The sequence below is a fragment of the Spirosoma oryzae genome (assembly GCF_003002825.1).
Classification (GTDB): Bacteria; Bacteroidota; Bacteroidia; order Cytophagales; family Spirosomataceae; genus Spirosoma; species Spirosoma oryzae.
On the sequence record NZ_PVTE01000012.1, the window covers coordinates 176,737 to 191,829 of the forward strand.

Annotated in this window: 17 protein-coding genes; 9 read left to right on the forward strand and 8 right to left on the reverse strand. The window is 54.0% G+C overall.

What is annotated here, in order from left to right; genetic code table 11:
- The first annotated feature begins 114 nt into the window (after positions 1-114).
- The gene (locus tag CLV58_RS15540; protein WP_106138748.1) at positions 115-825 is read left to right on the forward strand and encodes a MotA/TolQ/ExbB proton channel family protein; all 711 of its coding nucleotides are present in this window, start codon (positions 115-117) and stop codon (positions 823-825) included.
- A 116-nt stretch (positions 826-941) separates the two neighbouring features.
- A complete protein-coding gene (locus tag CLV58_RS15545) occupies positions 942-1,334 on the forward strand; it encodes an ExbD/TolR family protein (RefSeq protein ID WP_106138749.1) in 393 nt (130 codons plus the stop codon).
- Between the two features lie 152 nt (positions 1,335-1,486).
- Here the strand turns inward: CLV58_RS15545 and CLV58_RS15550 are convergent, their stop codons facing one another.
- The 3 genes from CLV58_RS15550 to CLV58_RS15560 form a co-directional block, all read right to left on the reverse strand.
- Positions 1,487-2,416, reverse strand: coding sequence for a sugar phosphate isomerase/epimerase family protein (locus CLV58_RS15550; protein WP_106138750.1), 930 nt, complete (start codon positions 2,414-2,416; stop codon positions 1,487-1,489).
- A 61-nt stretch (positions 2,417-2,477) separates the two neighbouring features.
- Positions 2,478-4,121, reverse strand: a complete 1,644-nt coding sequence (locus CLV58_RS15555) for a hypothetical protein (protein ID WP_170108712.1) — start codon at positions 4,119-4,121, stop codon at positions 2,478-2,480.
- A gap of 23 nt (positions 4,122-4,144) precedes the next feature.
- Positions 4,145-5,386, reverse strand: coding sequence for a hypothetical protein (locus CLV58_RS15560; RefSeq protein ID WP_245882343.1), 1,242 nt, complete (start codon positions 5,384-5,386; stop codon positions 4,145-4,147).
- A 184-nt stretch (positions 5,387-5,570) separates the two neighbouring features.
- On the opposite strand from CLV58_RS15560, the gene CLV58_RS15565 reads away from it, so the two are divergent.
- The 4 genes from CLV58_RS15565 to CLV58_RS15580 all read left to right on the forward strand — a co-directional run bounded on the left by CLV58_RS15565 (position 5,571) and on the right by CLV58_RS15580 (position 8,524).
- Positions 5,571-6,263 (forward strand): hypothetical protein, encoded by a 693-nt coding sequence (locus CLV58_RS15565; RefSeq protein WP_245882344.1) that lies wholly within the window; start codon positions 5,571-5,573, stop codon positions 6,261-6,263.
- Between the two features lie 3 nt (positions 6,264-6,266).
- Positions 6,267-6,947, forward strand: a complete 681-nt coding sequence (nfi, locus tag CLV58_RS15570; RefSeq protein ID WP_106138752.1) for a deoxyribonuclease V — start codon at positions 6,267-6,269, stop codon at positions 6,945-6,947.
- A gap of 103 nt (positions 6,948-7,050) precedes the next feature.
- A complete protein-coding gene (locus CLV58_RS15575) occupies positions 7,051-7,875 on the forward strand; it encodes an alpha/beta hydrolase (RefSeq protein ID WP_106138753.1) in 825 nt (274 codons plus the stop codon).
- Between the two features lie 190 nt (positions 7,876-8,065).
- On the forward strand, positions 8,066-8,524 hold the full coding sequence (locus CLV58_RS15580) for a hypothetical protein (RefSeq protein ID WP_146141445.1): 459 nt from the start codon (positions 8,066-8,068) through the stop codon (positions 8,522-8,524).
- A gap of 84 nt (positions 8,525-8,608) precedes the next feature.
- Here the strand turns inward: CLV58_RS15580 and CLV58_RS15585 are convergent, their stop codons facing one another.
- Together CLV58_RS15585 and CLV58_RS15590 are read right to left on the reverse strand one after the other, a co-directional pair.
- Positions 8,609-8,902, reverse strand: coding sequence for a chaperone modulator CbpM (locus CLV58_RS15585; RefSeq protein ID WP_106138755.1), 294 nt, complete (start codon positions 8,900-8,902; stop codon positions 8,609-8,611).
- A 12-nt stretch (positions 8,903-8,914) separates the two neighbouring features.
- Positions 8,915-9,829, reverse strand: a complete 915-nt coding sequence (locus CLV58_RS15590) for a DnaJ C-terminal domain-containing protein (RefSeq protein WP_106138756.1) — start codon at positions 9,827-9,829, stop codon at positions 8,915-8,917.
- A gap of 152 nt (positions 9,830-9,981) precedes the next feature.
- On the opposite strand from CLV58_RS15590, the gene CLV58_RS29170 reads away from it, so the two are divergent.
- Both CLV58_RS29170 and CLV58_RS29175 read left to right on the forward strand, forming a co-directional pair.
- On the forward strand, positions 9,982-10,197 hold the full coding sequence (locus tag CLV58_RS29170; protein WP_425443528.1) for a VOC family protein: 216 nt from the start codon (positions 9,982-9,984) through the stop codon (positions 10,195-10,197).
- Complete coding sequence (locus CLV58_RS29175) at positions 10,181-10,495, forward strand: VOC family protein (protein ID WP_425443529.1); 315 nt, start codon at positions 10,181-10,183, stop codon at positions 10,493-10,495. Before CLV58_RS29170 ends, CLV58_RS29175 begins: the two co-directional genes overlap by 17 nt.
- An 82-nt stretch (positions 10,496-10,577) precedes the next feature.
- On the opposite strand, the gene CLV58_RS15600 is transcribed toward CLV58_RS29175, so the two are convergent.
- From CLV58_RS15600 to murQ, 3 genes are read right to left on the reverse strand one after another with little or no spacing between them, the layout of a single operon-like run.
- Positions 10,578-11,177: a 3-keto-disaccharide hydrolase gene (locus CLV58_RS15600; protein WP_106138757.1), complete on the reverse strand. Its 600-nt coding sequence runs from the start codon at positions 11,175-11,177 to the stop codon at positions 10,578-10,580.
- A gap of 54 nt (positions 11,178-11,231) precedes the next feature.
- Complete coding sequence (locus CLV58_RS15605; RefSeq protein WP_106138785.1) at positions 11,232-12,365, reverse strand: lactonase family protein; 1,134 nt, start codon at positions 12,363-12,365, stop codon at positions 11,232-11,234.
- A 22-nt stretch (positions 12,366-12,387) separates the two neighbouring features.
- A complete protein-coding gene (gene murQ / locus CLV58_RS15610; protein ID WP_106138758.1) occupies positions 12,388-13,188 on the reverse strand; it encodes an N-acetylmuramic acid 6-phosphate etherase in 801 nt (266 codons plus the stop codon).
- Positions 13,189-13,380: 192 nt separating this feature from the next.
- On the opposite strand from murQ, the gene ilvD reads away from it, so the two are divergent.
- Positions 13,381-15,084: a dihydroxy-acid dehydratase gene (gene ilvD / locus CLV58_RS15615; RefSeq protein ID WP_106138759.1), complete on the forward strand. Its 1,704-nt coding sequence runs from the start codon at positions 13,381-13,383 to the stop codon at positions 15,082-15,084.
- Positions 15,085-15,093 lie beyond the last annotated feature (9 nt).

The window sequence follows — 15,093 nt, forward strand, 5'->3', positions numbered from 1 at the left end:
ACCGTTGATTTCGCGGGCTTGCTTATCTTTGGCAACAATAACCGGCAACGGGGCGCGTTTGTGCTATATTGACCGCCGGTCAACCTTTCTTTTTCATCATCCCGATTCGTCTGTATGCTCCTGCTTCAGGTTCCGGCCGTTGATTCCACGGCATCACTATCGGCCACGACGGCGGCTACTCAACCCCAACAGCTACAACTACTCGATCTGGTTGCCAAAGGGGGCTGGGTCATGATTCCCATCGCGATTCTGTTTTTCTCCGCCCTCTACCTCATTTTCGAGCGTTTCTTCGTGATCCGGGCCCAGACAAAAGCCGACGACAACTTCGTCGACAATATCCGCGACATGGTTGCTCAGGGAAACATCAAATCGGCAGAGTCGTTCGCCAAAAACCAGCGTACGGCGATGGGCCGGGTGTTCGAAAAAGCCATTGGCCGTATCGGGTCGCCCATTCGCGAAATAGAGAGTACCATCGAAACCGTTGGTCAGATCGAACTGTCGCGGCTGGAGCGCAACATGGGCTACCTGGGGGTCATCGCCGGTATCGCGCCGATGCTCGGCTTTATCGGTACCATCTCGGGGATCATCCGCATCTTCTACGACATCTCGCTGACCGACAACATTAGCGTGGGTATCATCGCTGGTGGTCTGTATGAGAAGATGATTACGTCGGGAGCCGGTCTGATCGTCGGGGTTATCGCCTACTCGGGCTATCACCTACTGAATATGATGATCGAGCGCTTCACGCTGGCGCTGGAAATCAACGCCTTCTCGTTTATCGAAGTCCTCCAGAAGCCTACCTCAGAACCGGCACGTGTGCGCTAAAGCGCAGTTAACAGTATTCAGTTTACAGTTTTCGGTGGCTGCTGCGTGGCGCATTGACTGCTCATGGCTGGTAACCCGTAACCCGTAAACCGTAAACCTAAAACCGTAAACCGACCATGAAACTCCGCCGGAAAAACAAGTTTGCCGCCGAGGTAGCGACCTCATCGCTGAACGACATCATGTTCTTCCTGCTGTTGTTCTTCCTCATCATCTCGACGGTTACCAACCCCAACGTCATCAAGCTGATGCTGCCCAAAGCGTCGTCGTCGCAGCAGCTCAGCAAGAAGCAGGTGACGCTGTCTGTCGACAACAACAAGCAGTATTTTATCGATAAGAAACCCGTCGATCCGGCGAATCTGGAGTTGGAGCTGAAGACGATTATGGCGGGTATCGCCGAACCTACCGTTGTGGTACGTTTCGACAAAAGCCTGACCGTTCAGGATTTAGTCGATGTGTTACAGACGGGAGCCAAGCTAAACATCCGAATGGTAATGGCTACGTCGAAGTAGCCCTGCCAGGCGTTTTAGACTTTTTTTGTCCTCCCGACGCAGGAGGGATCTTCGCGAATAGCCAGGAAATTGCCTGCTACCGAAGATCCCTCCTGCGTCGGGAGGACAAATTTTAGCCATTACAGGCTGCGGTAGACAAACGACCGATTCACCTACACAGAAGCAATGAGCCGATTCATTTTGGCGAAGGCCGTTTTGGCGACGCTTTGCGCATCCTGCGCGTAGTATGACTTGTTGAACACTTCCAGCGATAAGACGATTGTCCGGCCGGACGATTTAATAGCGGTCAGCGCTTCCTTGATGGGGGCTACACCGTCGCCCGGAAAGATCCGATCGGCATCAACAATCGTTTCGCGGGGCATGCTGGCCGGGTAATCGTTGACGTGGAAGATCTCGATAGCCGGCTTCCCCACGAACGGCAGCATCGAAATACCCGATCCGCCTTTGTACAGGTGGTAGATATCGAGCAGCACCCGGGCTGCCGGGTGCCCGCTTTCAATCGCCACATACATCACATCGCTCAGTCGATTGAGGTTGCGGGCGAATCCCCACAGTTCCAGTTGCGGTACAACACCGAGTTGCACGCCCATGTCCAGAATAGCCCGATAGCGCTCGGCGATGAGCAGCAGTGACATGGTGGGAGCATCAGGCGTATGCGCACCGATGGGGGGCGTAGCGATACGCTTACAGCCAATTTCCGCGAGCTGCGCCATCTCCCGCTTGAGTTGATCGACACCTTTATTACGGGCCGTTGGCTCGTCAACGATCCAGGGCGCAAAGCCAATCGCGTTTTCTACCCGCAGGCCAAGGTCACTGATGCGCCGGCGCGTTTCAGCCGTGCTGTTTGTCTTCAGATAGTCCTGAAACGAGTCGATCCAGATTTCGACCGATCGGAAGCCTGCCTTTGCCGCTGTTTCCAACTCACCGACAAACCCTAATTTGTGCCCCCGGATGGTGCTCATGTTCAGGCAGGGCACGAACGCGGGCGGGGCTGCAGCGGGCAAGGCGTGAAGCGAAGTAGAAGGTGTTGTCAGGAGACCGCCGGCAGCAGCCAGCGTAGTTAGGGCATCACGGCGAATCATTCTGTGCTGACGACGGGACGATGGTCGTCAGCACAGAATGCCGGACAGCTCGGGTTTCTACTCACATCAGCGGTTCTTCGACATCGGTGTCGAATACGCCTGTCAGCACCTTGCCCTGCCGTTTAACCTGTACCCAGATACGATATCGGCCCGCTTTGGGGAAGGAATACGGGAAGGAAACCATGTTGTTGATTTTCATCTCGTGCGAAGGCATAGCCGCAGCCAACACCTTGTTTCGCTCCGTTTCGGGCAACGTCTTCAAATAGGCAACGTACCGGTCGATACTATCCCGGAAAACATCAGCCTTGATGGACGGGGCGTAACGGGCCGTGTCGGCGATGCGTTTGACCAGCGACCCTTCGGCCGCCATCGAATATGTTCCGACGGGGTGCAGGTGAATATACACCGAGCCGTCGTTGTGCAGAATAACGCCGTGACCGCTCATACCCAGGTAAGGCTCGATGGGCGTGGCCGTACCGTTGGCATCGGCTAGTGCGAACTTAAGCACGTACGGTTTTCCCGTTTCGAGCACCGCACCCGGCTTATCCATCCAGAGCATACTCGATCCATCGGCCAGCGGCACCCGGTCGCCCGGTTTACCACAAACGATCATCGAATTATCGAGCCGGGCCATGGCGGGTTTGGCAGGCTTCGTACTAATCGCGTTGGTTACCAGCCAGCTGTCGTCGGGGTCGGTAACGGCTTTTACCGTCGTAATGGGCGTTTTTATGTCGACGGTATCGGTCAGCGTTTCGCTAAAACCACTTCTGTACACGACATCGGCAAAGAGCAGATACTTACCCGCCGGCAAACTGGGGAGCTGACTGTTGAACTGTAGCGAGTCTTGCCGAGTGGGGTGCAGATGGGCAAACGCATCGAGGCCCGGTACCCGCACCAGGAACGTGTGCATCAGCTTACCGTGGTCAGGAATCAGGAAATTCAGTTGCCGCCGGGTCGGGCTGTTGGGCATACTGAATCCAGTCGTATCGAGTCGTATCGCCAGTTCGGGACTTGCTGCGGACCCCGTAATCGTTGTCGTCAAGGTCGGCTTCTGGTACAGTTGCTCAGTCCGGTATACATCAGACGTGTGGCTCCACCAGCTACGCCAGCCGGTCAGCAACAGTGTGACGACGACCAGACCGACACCCATACCCGCCAGTCGCCGACGCCGAAGTTTGGCGGGCGTAACCTGACCGGCAGTAAACACACCGTCGGCGTTACTGGCCCCAACGATCGTAACCAGCATGACAACCAGCAACAGGCCCATCGCAGCCAGACCGATACCCGTCCCTGTCGGCATTTCGCGCAGAGCCGTCGCCACCGATACCACCGGTACAATCACCTGCTGATGTCCGTCGGGACCATCGATCGTCAGCTCGATACTTGACGAGCCTGACTCCATGAGCCAGATATCACCCTGATACGGTCCGTCGGCCGATTGCGTCAGGATGTCGTGCGTCGGTGCTCCTTTGTCTCCGGCAAAAAAGTAGATGGGCCGCGCCCCGATCGACGTCACCCGCCCCTGCTGCACAAAAACCGATATGTTGGCAACGCCCGGCACCACGTCAGGCGGTTGCACGCTAATCAGCAGTCCGTATTTACCAACCTGCTTTTCGACAACGATACCGGCACTACCGATGTGCGCCCAGGCCGAACCGATCGACAGCAGGATGCAGACAAACGAAAGAATTGTAATCCGCTTCATTATAAATACCATCAGTCAGTTCCTTACCGGACAATTCGCTTCATCCAGTTTCCCCATAGCAGGCCGATCCGTCCCGATAGCGTCGCGTACAGCAATGCCCAGGCGATGTTCGTCCAGAATACACTGGCCGACTGCATCCAGCGCGGATTGAAGGCGAAGCGGTATTGGTAGGTGGGATCGGCATCGTAGGGCCACATATACGACAGAAAAAATCCGTTCCGCGCGTAGGGCGACGTAGCCAGGAAGCCCCCAAACGGCCACTGTACGGCCAGGAATACCAGCAGAAACGCACCACCGTAGATCAGCGCCCGTTTCCAGTCGGCGAAGCGGCCCAGCGCATCCGGTAATTCAAAGCGATGCATCAGCCAGTCGACAGCCAGTGCCGGTACGATCAGCAGCAGCGGAAACATAAACGGCTGGTAGGTCGTAATCGGATTCAGCACCGGCCCTAACCGGGGTGTTGCCGGAAAGAACTGAAGCACCCAGCTTGGCACCACCAACACCAGCATATAAAGACCGGCAACCGTCGTAACCGGCCAGCGTAGTTTCAGCGCCCGCCCAATAGCCAGCAGAAACAACGGAAAAATGATTGCCGCCGTGCTGTAGTAAGTCGACCGGTGCGATGCCAGCCGCCCCAACGATTCCGATGCCAGCGTGTAGACGATAGTCAGCAACAGTCCTGAAGCGAGCGCGACCAACCATTTCAGCCGGGTTAGCTGCACCGGATTGACAGCAGCCCCCTCGGCCAACCAGCGGTTTTGCAAGGCCAGTAAGCTAACCACAGCGCCAAACTGAAGCGTCATGATACCAATCGCCAGCACCGTGTGCGGGGGCGTCAGAATCTGCACATCCAGTCCGTAGGTATTATGCCACCAATCGTCGAACGGTGCCGAGGTAAGCATAGTCAGCGCGCCCCACACGCAGAACATCGCCCCCAGCGGGCCGTAGAAAACACCCCAGAACGGCACGGCAGTGGCCCGACCCGGATGCTTCTTCGAGAATGTCATGCTCAGAATCTGGTAGGCCGAGAACAACCCGGCAATCACGGCCCCTACATAGATGACCAGGTGCGGGGGAGCCAGCAGACCGTCGCGGCCGATGCTCATGTGCCACATAATGTCCCAGAGCAGCCCAACGACAATACAAAAGGACGCAAATACAACAGCGTATAGGTAGAGCGGAATGGTTAGCTGAGCCTGCTCTGTGGCAGGACGCGCTACCGGCTGACGAACCGCTACAATGGGAGAGGGAATGGCCGATTGCATGATTGGGTGTGTTTAAAATCGGTTTTAGCAGAAAGTTACGAAGAGTAACGCAAGGTTAGCCGTTTTTTTGATAAGTGGTTGACTGTCCGAGTCGTACAGCCTTGGTTATATCAAATTCCCGATATGATCTCTCCCGGGTCCGCTGGCTAATTTTGACAAGATATTCAACACCAATCAGCCGAGGATGTCGACCGAACAAAATATGGTTTCGCTGATTTATGGCGTTATTTGTCTGACCAACTACGCTTCTTCGATGATTCTTCGGCAAATCGGCCTTTCTCCCGCTACCCGTCACTGGCTGGCAACGACATTACTGCTGGGTATGAGCGTACTGCTAAACAGCTGCGTACCTGATTTTCTGCTGGCTGATCCGGACTGGGTAACCATCGAAGCGGGGGATCACGAACCGTTTCCCAAGCGTAAAACGGGCGTACTCGTTAGCCCCAGCGAAATTTCAGCGACCGTTACGTTCGACAGTACCTGCATCTATGATCTCAATTCGGTCGATAACCAGGACTGGAATAAAGTAATCGGACTGGGCTTCGTTGGGTCGAAAGATCAGGATTTGGGCGAAGCACCCCACCAGGTCGACGGAGCACGGGTGGGCTGGCGCTGGAGCCCGCAACGACAACGCATCGAACTCGGCGCGTATGTGTATGTGGGTGGTCAACGAACCATGTTCAAAGTGGCCGAAACCGCCATCAATCAACCAACGAAACTGACGATCAAAATCGACTACGACCGCAAGGTGTATCAGGTACTGGGCGGTACGGCAATTCCCTTCACGCACGATAAAACATTTGCTTATAAAACAGGCTTGTACTTCGGCGGCACATACCCGGCTCCCCATAAAATCCGGGTCAAGATCGTCGACTAGCCTATGGCTGAGTACATCCCATTGCATAACTGGAATCTGTCGGCGACGGAAGCGGTAGCCCTACAGCAGCAACTCCGCCATCAGATCCGCATCGAACCCCTGACCAGCCAACCCAAAACCATTGCCGGCTGCGACATATCCTTTAATAAGTTCGAAGAAACCGTGTATGCGGGCATCGTTGTGTTACGGCTCGACACGCTGGAAACCATCGATCAATCGGGCGTCATCAGCAAAGCGACGTTTCCGTACATACCGGGTCTGTTATCGTTCCGGGAAATTCCCGCTCTGCTCGACGCGTGGCAGCAATTGCAGACTGTGCCAGATGTGGTGATGTTCGACGGTCACGGTACAGCCCACCCCCGCCGGATCGGTATTGCGTCGCATGGTGGGCTGTTTCTAAATCGTCCGACGTTTGGCTGTGGTAAATCAGTATTGGTTGGCAAGTACGATGAACCGGCCCCCGAACGTGGTTCATGGTCGCCGATGCGCCATCATAACGACATCATCGGAGCAGCACTTCGGACAAAAAATAAAGTAAACCCCGTCTACGTATCGCCCGGCCATCTGATCGACCTCGATACGGCAATCGACCTGACCCTGCGTTGTGACGGCGGCTACCGTATTCCGGAACCCACCCGCCGGGCGCATAACCTGGTCAATGCACTGCGCCGGGGTGAAGCCTGAGACCAGACCGTCTCAGACAGCTGGAAGCTATGGCGGTCGTAGGCCAACTACAGTTTACCGCAGGTCCGGTAGAATCCCACTTGCGCTCGCTTCTGACCGTACTATGAACATATTACTTCGCTTTCTGCTGATCGGTGGCCTGCTCGTCGGCACTCGTCAACATACCTTGGCCGGACGAGTCGATACAGTACTGGTCAACAGTGCTGCCATGCAGAAGTCGTTGAAATGCGTAGTCATTACGCCCGATCAGTACAGCAGTGCGACAGCCAAGCACTACCCGGTCGTCTACGTCCTGCACGGACATGGCGGCAACTATAATAGCTGGATTAGTAAAGTCCCTGCATTGGCTAGTCTGTCCGACCGGTATCAGCAGATCATCGTGTGCCCGGACGGGGCTAATAGCTGGTATTTTGACAGCCCACTAAATCCGGCACTGCGTTACGAAACCTTCGTCGGCACCGAATTACCCGCTTATATCGACGCGACTTACCGCAGTATGCCCGACCGACAGCATCGGGCAATTACCGGCCTGTCGATGGGCGGACACGGCGCGCTATACCTGGCGATTCGCCACCGGGATACGTTCGGGCAAGCGGGTAGTCTCAGCGGGGGTGTCGACATTCGGCCGTTTCCCAACAACTGGAACATTAAGGATGCACTTGGTGAGGAAGCTACCAATGCGGCCAACTGGGAGCGCAACACGGTTATCAACGTAGCTGACAGTCTGCGCAACGGCGAGCTACGATTGCTGATCGAATGCGGCATCAGTGACTTCTTTATCGATGTGAACCGGGCGCTGCACCAAAAGCTTATGCAGCAGAAAATCGACCATGATTACGCCGAGCGGCCCGGTGCCCACACCTGGACCTACTGGGGCGGAAACATCGAAAATCACCTGCTGTTTTTTCAGAAAGGATTTGCGCAGTAGCAGACATGAAAGAACATAAGTTAATTAGATGCATCGCTGACATTGAGAATCGCCAATACAAGACATTTCGCAGCCCAGCCTATGGTTGATTCTTTTATCAAAAAATTACCTTACGTTACAAGTAGCTGTTGCAAAAAAAACCTAAACTACATAGATGATCTCGGAGAGAAGTAGCAGAAACTATAGCTACGTGCATGTATTAATCAGAATACTAATTGCTTGTTTCGTAAATCAAAAGGCAATTGCGCAACTTCAAAAAAGGGCAGAGATGAGCCTAGTTGATGCTGAGTTAATACTATCAAACAACAAGCCGTACTGTGATAGTATTTTAATAAAAAAAGGCTACTACATAGCTAGTAATGAAAGCATTGCCATAAAAAATAGTCTAAAAATACACACATTTAAAAATGAGAAAGATTTTATAATTAAAGTCACAATTAAAGATGACTCATTAAAAATGATCATCTGGGATGAGCCTATCGGTACGATACATCTTCTTTTCAAAGAAGCTGAAATATTAGAATACAAACCTTCTGAAACCAATCCGGACATACTAGACAATAAATACAGAAAGAATATTCTTATAGTCGTGCCGCAAGTAAACAGGATAAAAGGTACTAGTGCGATATGTCTGGCAAAGAAAAAGTAAGATATGCCTGATCAAATGATCCTTAGGTTTTCTTTGCCAGACATATCTCAGATCCGGCCTGACACCGCTGTAAATTATAACAGTCTATCGCTCGTAGAACCGAAGCCGGTTTTGCATTGTCAGTAACTGGCTTTGCAGCGACTCCATCCGGTCGAGCAGGTCGGAGACGATATCCAGATCGTCGGTATGAATGTGCAGGTCGCGGTGGAGCCGGACGAACTTTTCCAGTTGGGTCAGCTGCGCTGGCTCGACGTAGGTCGTCTGCTCAACAATAGTCGTCTGAATCAGACCGTTGTCGGCCAGCGTTTCCACGAACGTCGTTTCGACATGGTGATGAACGCAGAACTCGCGGATCGAAATTAAGGTGGTTGGTTGCATGGGTCAGATCGGTTAGAGGGCGGCTAGTTGCTGAAACAGGTCTTTCTGCTGATCGGTCAGGTTCGTCGGTAGTTTCACTTGCCAGGTGATGTATAAATCGCCGAACGAGCCGTCCTGCCGGTATACCGGAAAACCTTTGCCTTTCAGCCGGACCTTCGTTCCGTTCTGGGTTTCGGGCTTCACCGTCAGCTTCACTTTCCCGTCCATTGTTTCGACAACCCGTTCACCGCCCAGCACCGCCGTGTACAGATCAATCTCTTCGTCAACGTACAGGTCATTGCCCATGCGCCGGAATCGGGGATCATCCTCGATAACAAACGTGATATACAGATCACCGTTGGGTCCACCGTTGATACCTGGTGCGCCGTAGCCCGACAGCTTGATTTTCTGCCCATTTTCTACACCCGCCTGCACCGTGATCCGGATATTCTTACCATCCACGTTCATGGTCTGCTTGTGCGTCGTGTAGGCATCCCGCAGGCTCAGATGCAGTTCAGCCTGATAATCCTGGCCTTTAAACTGCGTCTGCCGACGACCCCGCCCCCCACCAGCGTCCTGCCCAAACATCGACGAGAAGAAGTCCGAAAAGTCGGCCCCGCCGAAGCCCCCGGAGAAATCATATTCCCCTGCTCCACCAGCCGACTGACCATAGTTCTGGCGCGACTGCTGTTGCTGCCTTCTGGCTTCTTCAAACTGCTCGGCATGTTGCCAGTCTTTTCCGTACTGATCGTACTTCTTCCGCTTCTCGGGGTCGCTCAGTACTTCGTTGGCTTCGTTGATCTGCTGAAATTTTTTGTTGGCTTCCTGATCGTTCGGGTTCAGGTCAGGATGGTGCTTGCGGGCCAGTTTCCGATACGCTTTCTTGATGTCGTCATCAGAAGCATCTTTGGCGATGCCCAGCACGCTATAATAATCGATAAAGTCCATATTGTGCGGTGAATAGCTACGTGTCCGGTTCGACTGATGGGTTGTCTCGTGTAGTAGTTGCTTAACTCAAAACAAGTCGGAAGGTTAGCCGAAGACAGCCTGAGACGATTACGACTTTTTCGGAGTTATCCATCCAAACACCAGTTTACTATATGAACACGACAGTTCCTTACACCATTCCCGATCAGACGCGTATCGGGCACGTTCACCTCAAAGTAACCGACCTCGACCGGGCACTGTCCTTCTATCGGAATTTACTCGGCTTTTCGCTGGTAACGATGTACGGTACCGATGCCGCTTTTATCTCGGCGTGCGGCTATCACTGGAGCGCCAGCCCGACATCACATCGGATTGAACACCTGGCATAGCAAAGGAGCGCCACCGGCCCCCGTGCGCAGTGCAGGCTTGTACCATACGGCGATCCTATACCCTACCCGACGGGACTTAGCCGTTGTGCTCAAACGACTTATCGATGCGAAATATCCGATCATGGGTGCGTCGGACCACGGGGTTTCAGAAGCTATTTACCGCAACGATCCCGATCAGAACGGCGTCGAGTTATACTGGGACCGTCCCCGCGAGGAGTGGCCCCTCGACGCCGACAGCAACATTTACCTGATCGCTCGACATACCGGGGTTGCTGCAAGAACTGTAGATGAAATATAGACGAAAGAGGAAAGACACAAGAAGAAAGACGCCCACTGTGAACATCGTTCTTCGCATATCTTTCCTCTTTCCTCTTTCCTCTTTATAGTGGCTTCAACACTATATCGCGCCAGCGGACTTTAATGCCGCCACCATCGTGAATTTGTAGCGCGATACCACCTTCGCCCGCGCCGATTTTCTCGTCCTTCAGATCGACCATTTCCTGCCCGTTAAGGTACGTCTGTACGCGATCACCGTTGGCAACGATGCGGAGCGTATTCCACTCCCCAGGCTTCAGAATGGTCTCCTTCTCGTCGGGGATCTGCACCAGCCAGTTACGGCCGTAGGATTCGTAGATACCACCGGTATCGTGGTTTGGTGGAGCCACTTCGACCTGCCAGCCTTTTACTTTCGTACCGTCGACCGTCGATCGGAAAAAGACCCCACTGTTGCCGTTGGCCTCCTGCTTGAACTGTAAGCTCAAGTCGAAATTTTTGTAAAACTTATCGGTCAGCAGATAGCCGTATTTCTTATCGGGTCCGCTTTCGCAAATCAGTTCACCGTTGTCGACGTACCATTTTTCGGTGCCGTAGACCTTCCAGCCATCCAGGTTTTTTCCGTTAAACAGTTTTATGGCTTTTTTAGCCGGAGCCGCGACAGCCAGCATGGCCAGAATCGTACAAAGCGCAACAGCGTATTTCATGGGCGTTGATACATTGGGGTTGTTCTGTCGAATGAAGGAAAAGGGGACCGGAATTTACTGTCCCATGATGACGCAAACCGGCGCCGGCACCCGTACTGACTTGCCTGTATACGTCAGCAGGCCGGTTTTCGCGTTGCGTCGAAAGATGGTGATGCTATCCGTGTCCTGATTGGCAACAAACACAAACTCCCCTTTCGGATCGACCAGGAAGTTACGGGGGGTTTTTCCTTCCGTCGACTGCTCACCGATGCGCGTCAGCTTGCCGTCATTCCCAATCGAGAAAATCGCCAGCGCATGACGACCCCGATTCGACTGGTACAAAAATTTACCCGACGGATCGAGATGAATATCGGCACTTGTGTTAGAACCAGAAAAGTCGGCGGGTAGTGTTTTCACCCCTTCCTGTAGCATCGTCAGCGCGCCCGTCTTCGGATCACGGCTGAATACGGCTACGGACGATGTTAACTCTTCGACCAGATACGCGTACCGTCCCGACGGGTGGATAGCCAGATGGCGCGGTCCTGAGCCAGGCTTTACCATCACGTAGGGCGTTGAGGCTGGCGAAACCTTACCCGTTTTCAGGTTTGGCTTAACAATACTCAGCCGGTCGATACCCAGGTCAGCTATATATACGTACTGATTATCGGGCGAAATCGTCGCCGAATGGACGTGCGCCCGCTCCTGCCGCTCCTTGTTTGGCCCGCTGCCCGTGTCCTGCACCGTGTCCGACGCAGCCGACAGTTTACCATCGGCCTGAATAGGCAGCACGGCCATATTGCCTCCGCCATAATTTGCCACGAAAGCCGTTTTCCCCGTCTTGTCGATGCTTACATAGCACGGGCTGTTACCCACCGACGATTGGTTGTTCAAAAACGTCAGCTTACCAGTGGCTTTATCAACACTGTAGGCGCTAATCGTTCCGGCTTTGGCGGGTCCGTTCTCGGCACCTTCGTCGGCTGAATACAGATAGCGGCCAGAAGGGTGCACCGCCAGGAACGATGGGCTTTTCTCGTTTTTCACCGACTGTACCGGTGTCATCGTTCCCGTTTTCCGGTCGAAGGCGAACACGTAAATACCGTCGCTACCCCGTACAGAATATGTTCCGACGTACATCATCTCCCGTCCCGACTGCGCATAGGCACCAACACCGGCCAGCAGACCCGCTGCGACAAGAACCTGTTTTTTCATGCTGAAACCCGTCATATTCAACTTAGTGCGTGTAGTTATCGATGGCATTTCGTACGTTTCCGTACTGCGTCAGTAGTTGCTCGGCCGTTTCCCGGTCGACGCCAATTTCGCTCATGACCATCTTGGCCGCCCGGTCCTGTAGCTTTACGTTACTCAACTGCATATCGACCATCTTATTGCCTTTCACCCGTCCCAACCGGATCATCACAGCGGTCGATACCATGTTCAGCACCAGTTTCTGCGCCGTTCCTGATTTCATGCGGGTGCTGCCCGTCACGAACTCCGGCCCCACGACGACTTCGACTGGGTAGGCTGCCGCCTGTGCTACAGCAGAGCCTGCGTTACAGACGATACAGCCTGTCAGCAAGCCAGCCGCCTGTGCCTGTTGCAGTCCACCAATCACGTAGGGCGTTCGACCCGATGCCGCAATACCGATCACGGTATCAGCGGGCGTAGGCTCATAGGATGCCATGTCTTTCCAGGCTTGCTCGGCATCATCTTCGGCAAACTCAACCGCCTTACGGATGGCCCCGTCCCCACCGGCGATCAATCCAACGACCAGATCATGCGGTACCCCGTACGTTGGTGGACATTCCGACGCGTCGACGACACCAAGTCGACCACTTGTACCGGCACCGATGTAAAACAGCCGCCCGCCCTGCGCCATGCGCGGTACGATTTGTTCGACCAGTGCTTCGATTTGTGGAATCACGGCCGCAACGGCGAGCGGTACGGTCTGATCTTCCCGATTTATGTTGGTCAGCAGATCATGCACAGACATCTGCTCCAGGTGGTCGTAATGAGACGAAGTTTCTGTTGTCATATCTCAAAAGTACGTGAAAATTCCGGTGAGGGCTCCACCGACCTGTTCCAACAGACAAGCCCCCAATAGCCATTCTTACCCGAGCGTTACCACATTTCGGTTAAATCCTGTTTAAAACCTTGCCTTTTCAGAAAAGTAATCTTTCCTTTACAGCGTTATTACACTATCAGCGAAATTTCGCTAACTGCTAAGATGACTGCCGAAGAACCCGTTGCTACCGAGCTAAACCGTTTTAGTCGCACACTTACTCAGGAAATCTCGAATCCTGCCGCCAAAGCCATGCTGTTTGGCGTGGGACTGAGTGAAGATGACATGCAGAAGCCCCAGATTGGCATTGCCAGCACGGGTTACGAGGGTAACACCTGTAATATGCACCTCAACGGATTGTCGGTCTATGTCAAGCAGGGTATTCAGGCAAACGGTCTTGTCGGTCTTATTTTCAACACGATCGGTGTATCTGATGGCATGACCAACGGGAACGACGGCATGCGTTACTCGCTACCCAGCCGCGACCTGATCGCCGACTCCATTGAATCGGTCGTAACAGCGCAGTGGTATGATGGTGTGGTGACAGTTGTTGGTTGCGACAAAAACATGCCCGGTGCGGTTATGGCGATGGCGCGGCTCGATCGACCCGGTATCATGGTCTACGGCGGCACCATCCGGTCAGGTCATTACAAAGGGCAAAAGCTCGATATCGTATCGGCGTTTGAGGCACTTGGTAAGAAGTACGCCAACAACATTTCCGACGAAGATTATAACGGCGTTATCCGCAACTCGATTCCCGGAGCGGGGGCCTGTGGGGGTATGTATACGGCCAACACCATGGCCAGCAGCATCGAAGCGATGGGCCTAAGCCTGCCGTTTAGCAGCAGCTACCCCGCCACTCACGAAGGCAAGCAGGAAGAGTGCAAAAAGATCGGCGCTGCGATGCGTGTTCTCCTCGAACGGAACATCACACCCCAGGATATCATTACACCGAAGTCGCTGGAAAACGCTTTGACGGTCGTGATGGCACTGGGTGGATCGACCAATGCCGTACTGCACTTTCTGGCCATTGCCCGCTCGGCCGGTCTGTCACTGACGATCGACGACATTCAGGCGATCAGCGACCGGGTACCGTTACTGGCAGATCTGAAGCCCAGCGGGAAATATTACATGGAAGATATGCTGGCCATCGGTGGTGTGCCGGCCGTAATGAAGTACCTGCTCAAAAACGGTATGCTTCACGGCGACTGCATGACCGTTACCGGCAAAACCGTCGCGGAAAACCTTGTTGACATTCCAGATCTCGATTTCGACGCGCAACAGATCATCCATCCGTTGACGAACCCAATCAAGAAAACGGGACACATCCAGATTCTGCGGGGTAATCTGGCCCCAACGGGTAGCGTTGCCAAGATTACCGGCAAGGAAGGCGAACGGTTTGAGGGTGTTGCCAAAGTGTGCGAACATGAAGGTGACGTAATCGACGCGCTACAGAATGGCGGCATCCAGGCCGGACAGGTTATTGTTATTCGCAATGCCGGCCCCAAAGGCGGACCGGGTATGAGCGAGATGCTGAAACCAACCTCTGCCGTTATGGGCGCGGGCTTCGGCGATAAAGTAGCACTCATCACCGATGGTCGTTTCTCGGGCGGTACACACGGTTTCGTGGTTGGTCACATCACGCCGGAAGCCTTTGAAGGCGGTCCAATCGCGCTGGTGAAAGATGGCGACCGGATTACGATTGACACAATCGGTCGTGAAATTACCCTGCACGTGTCCGACGAAGAATTAGCCGAGCGTCGCCGGCAGTGGACCCCACCCGCGCCACGCTTCGTCAAGGGTGTGCTGGGTAAATACATTCGCAACGTCAAATCAGCCAGCGAAGGCTGCGTCACCGACGAAGCGTAATCCACAAAC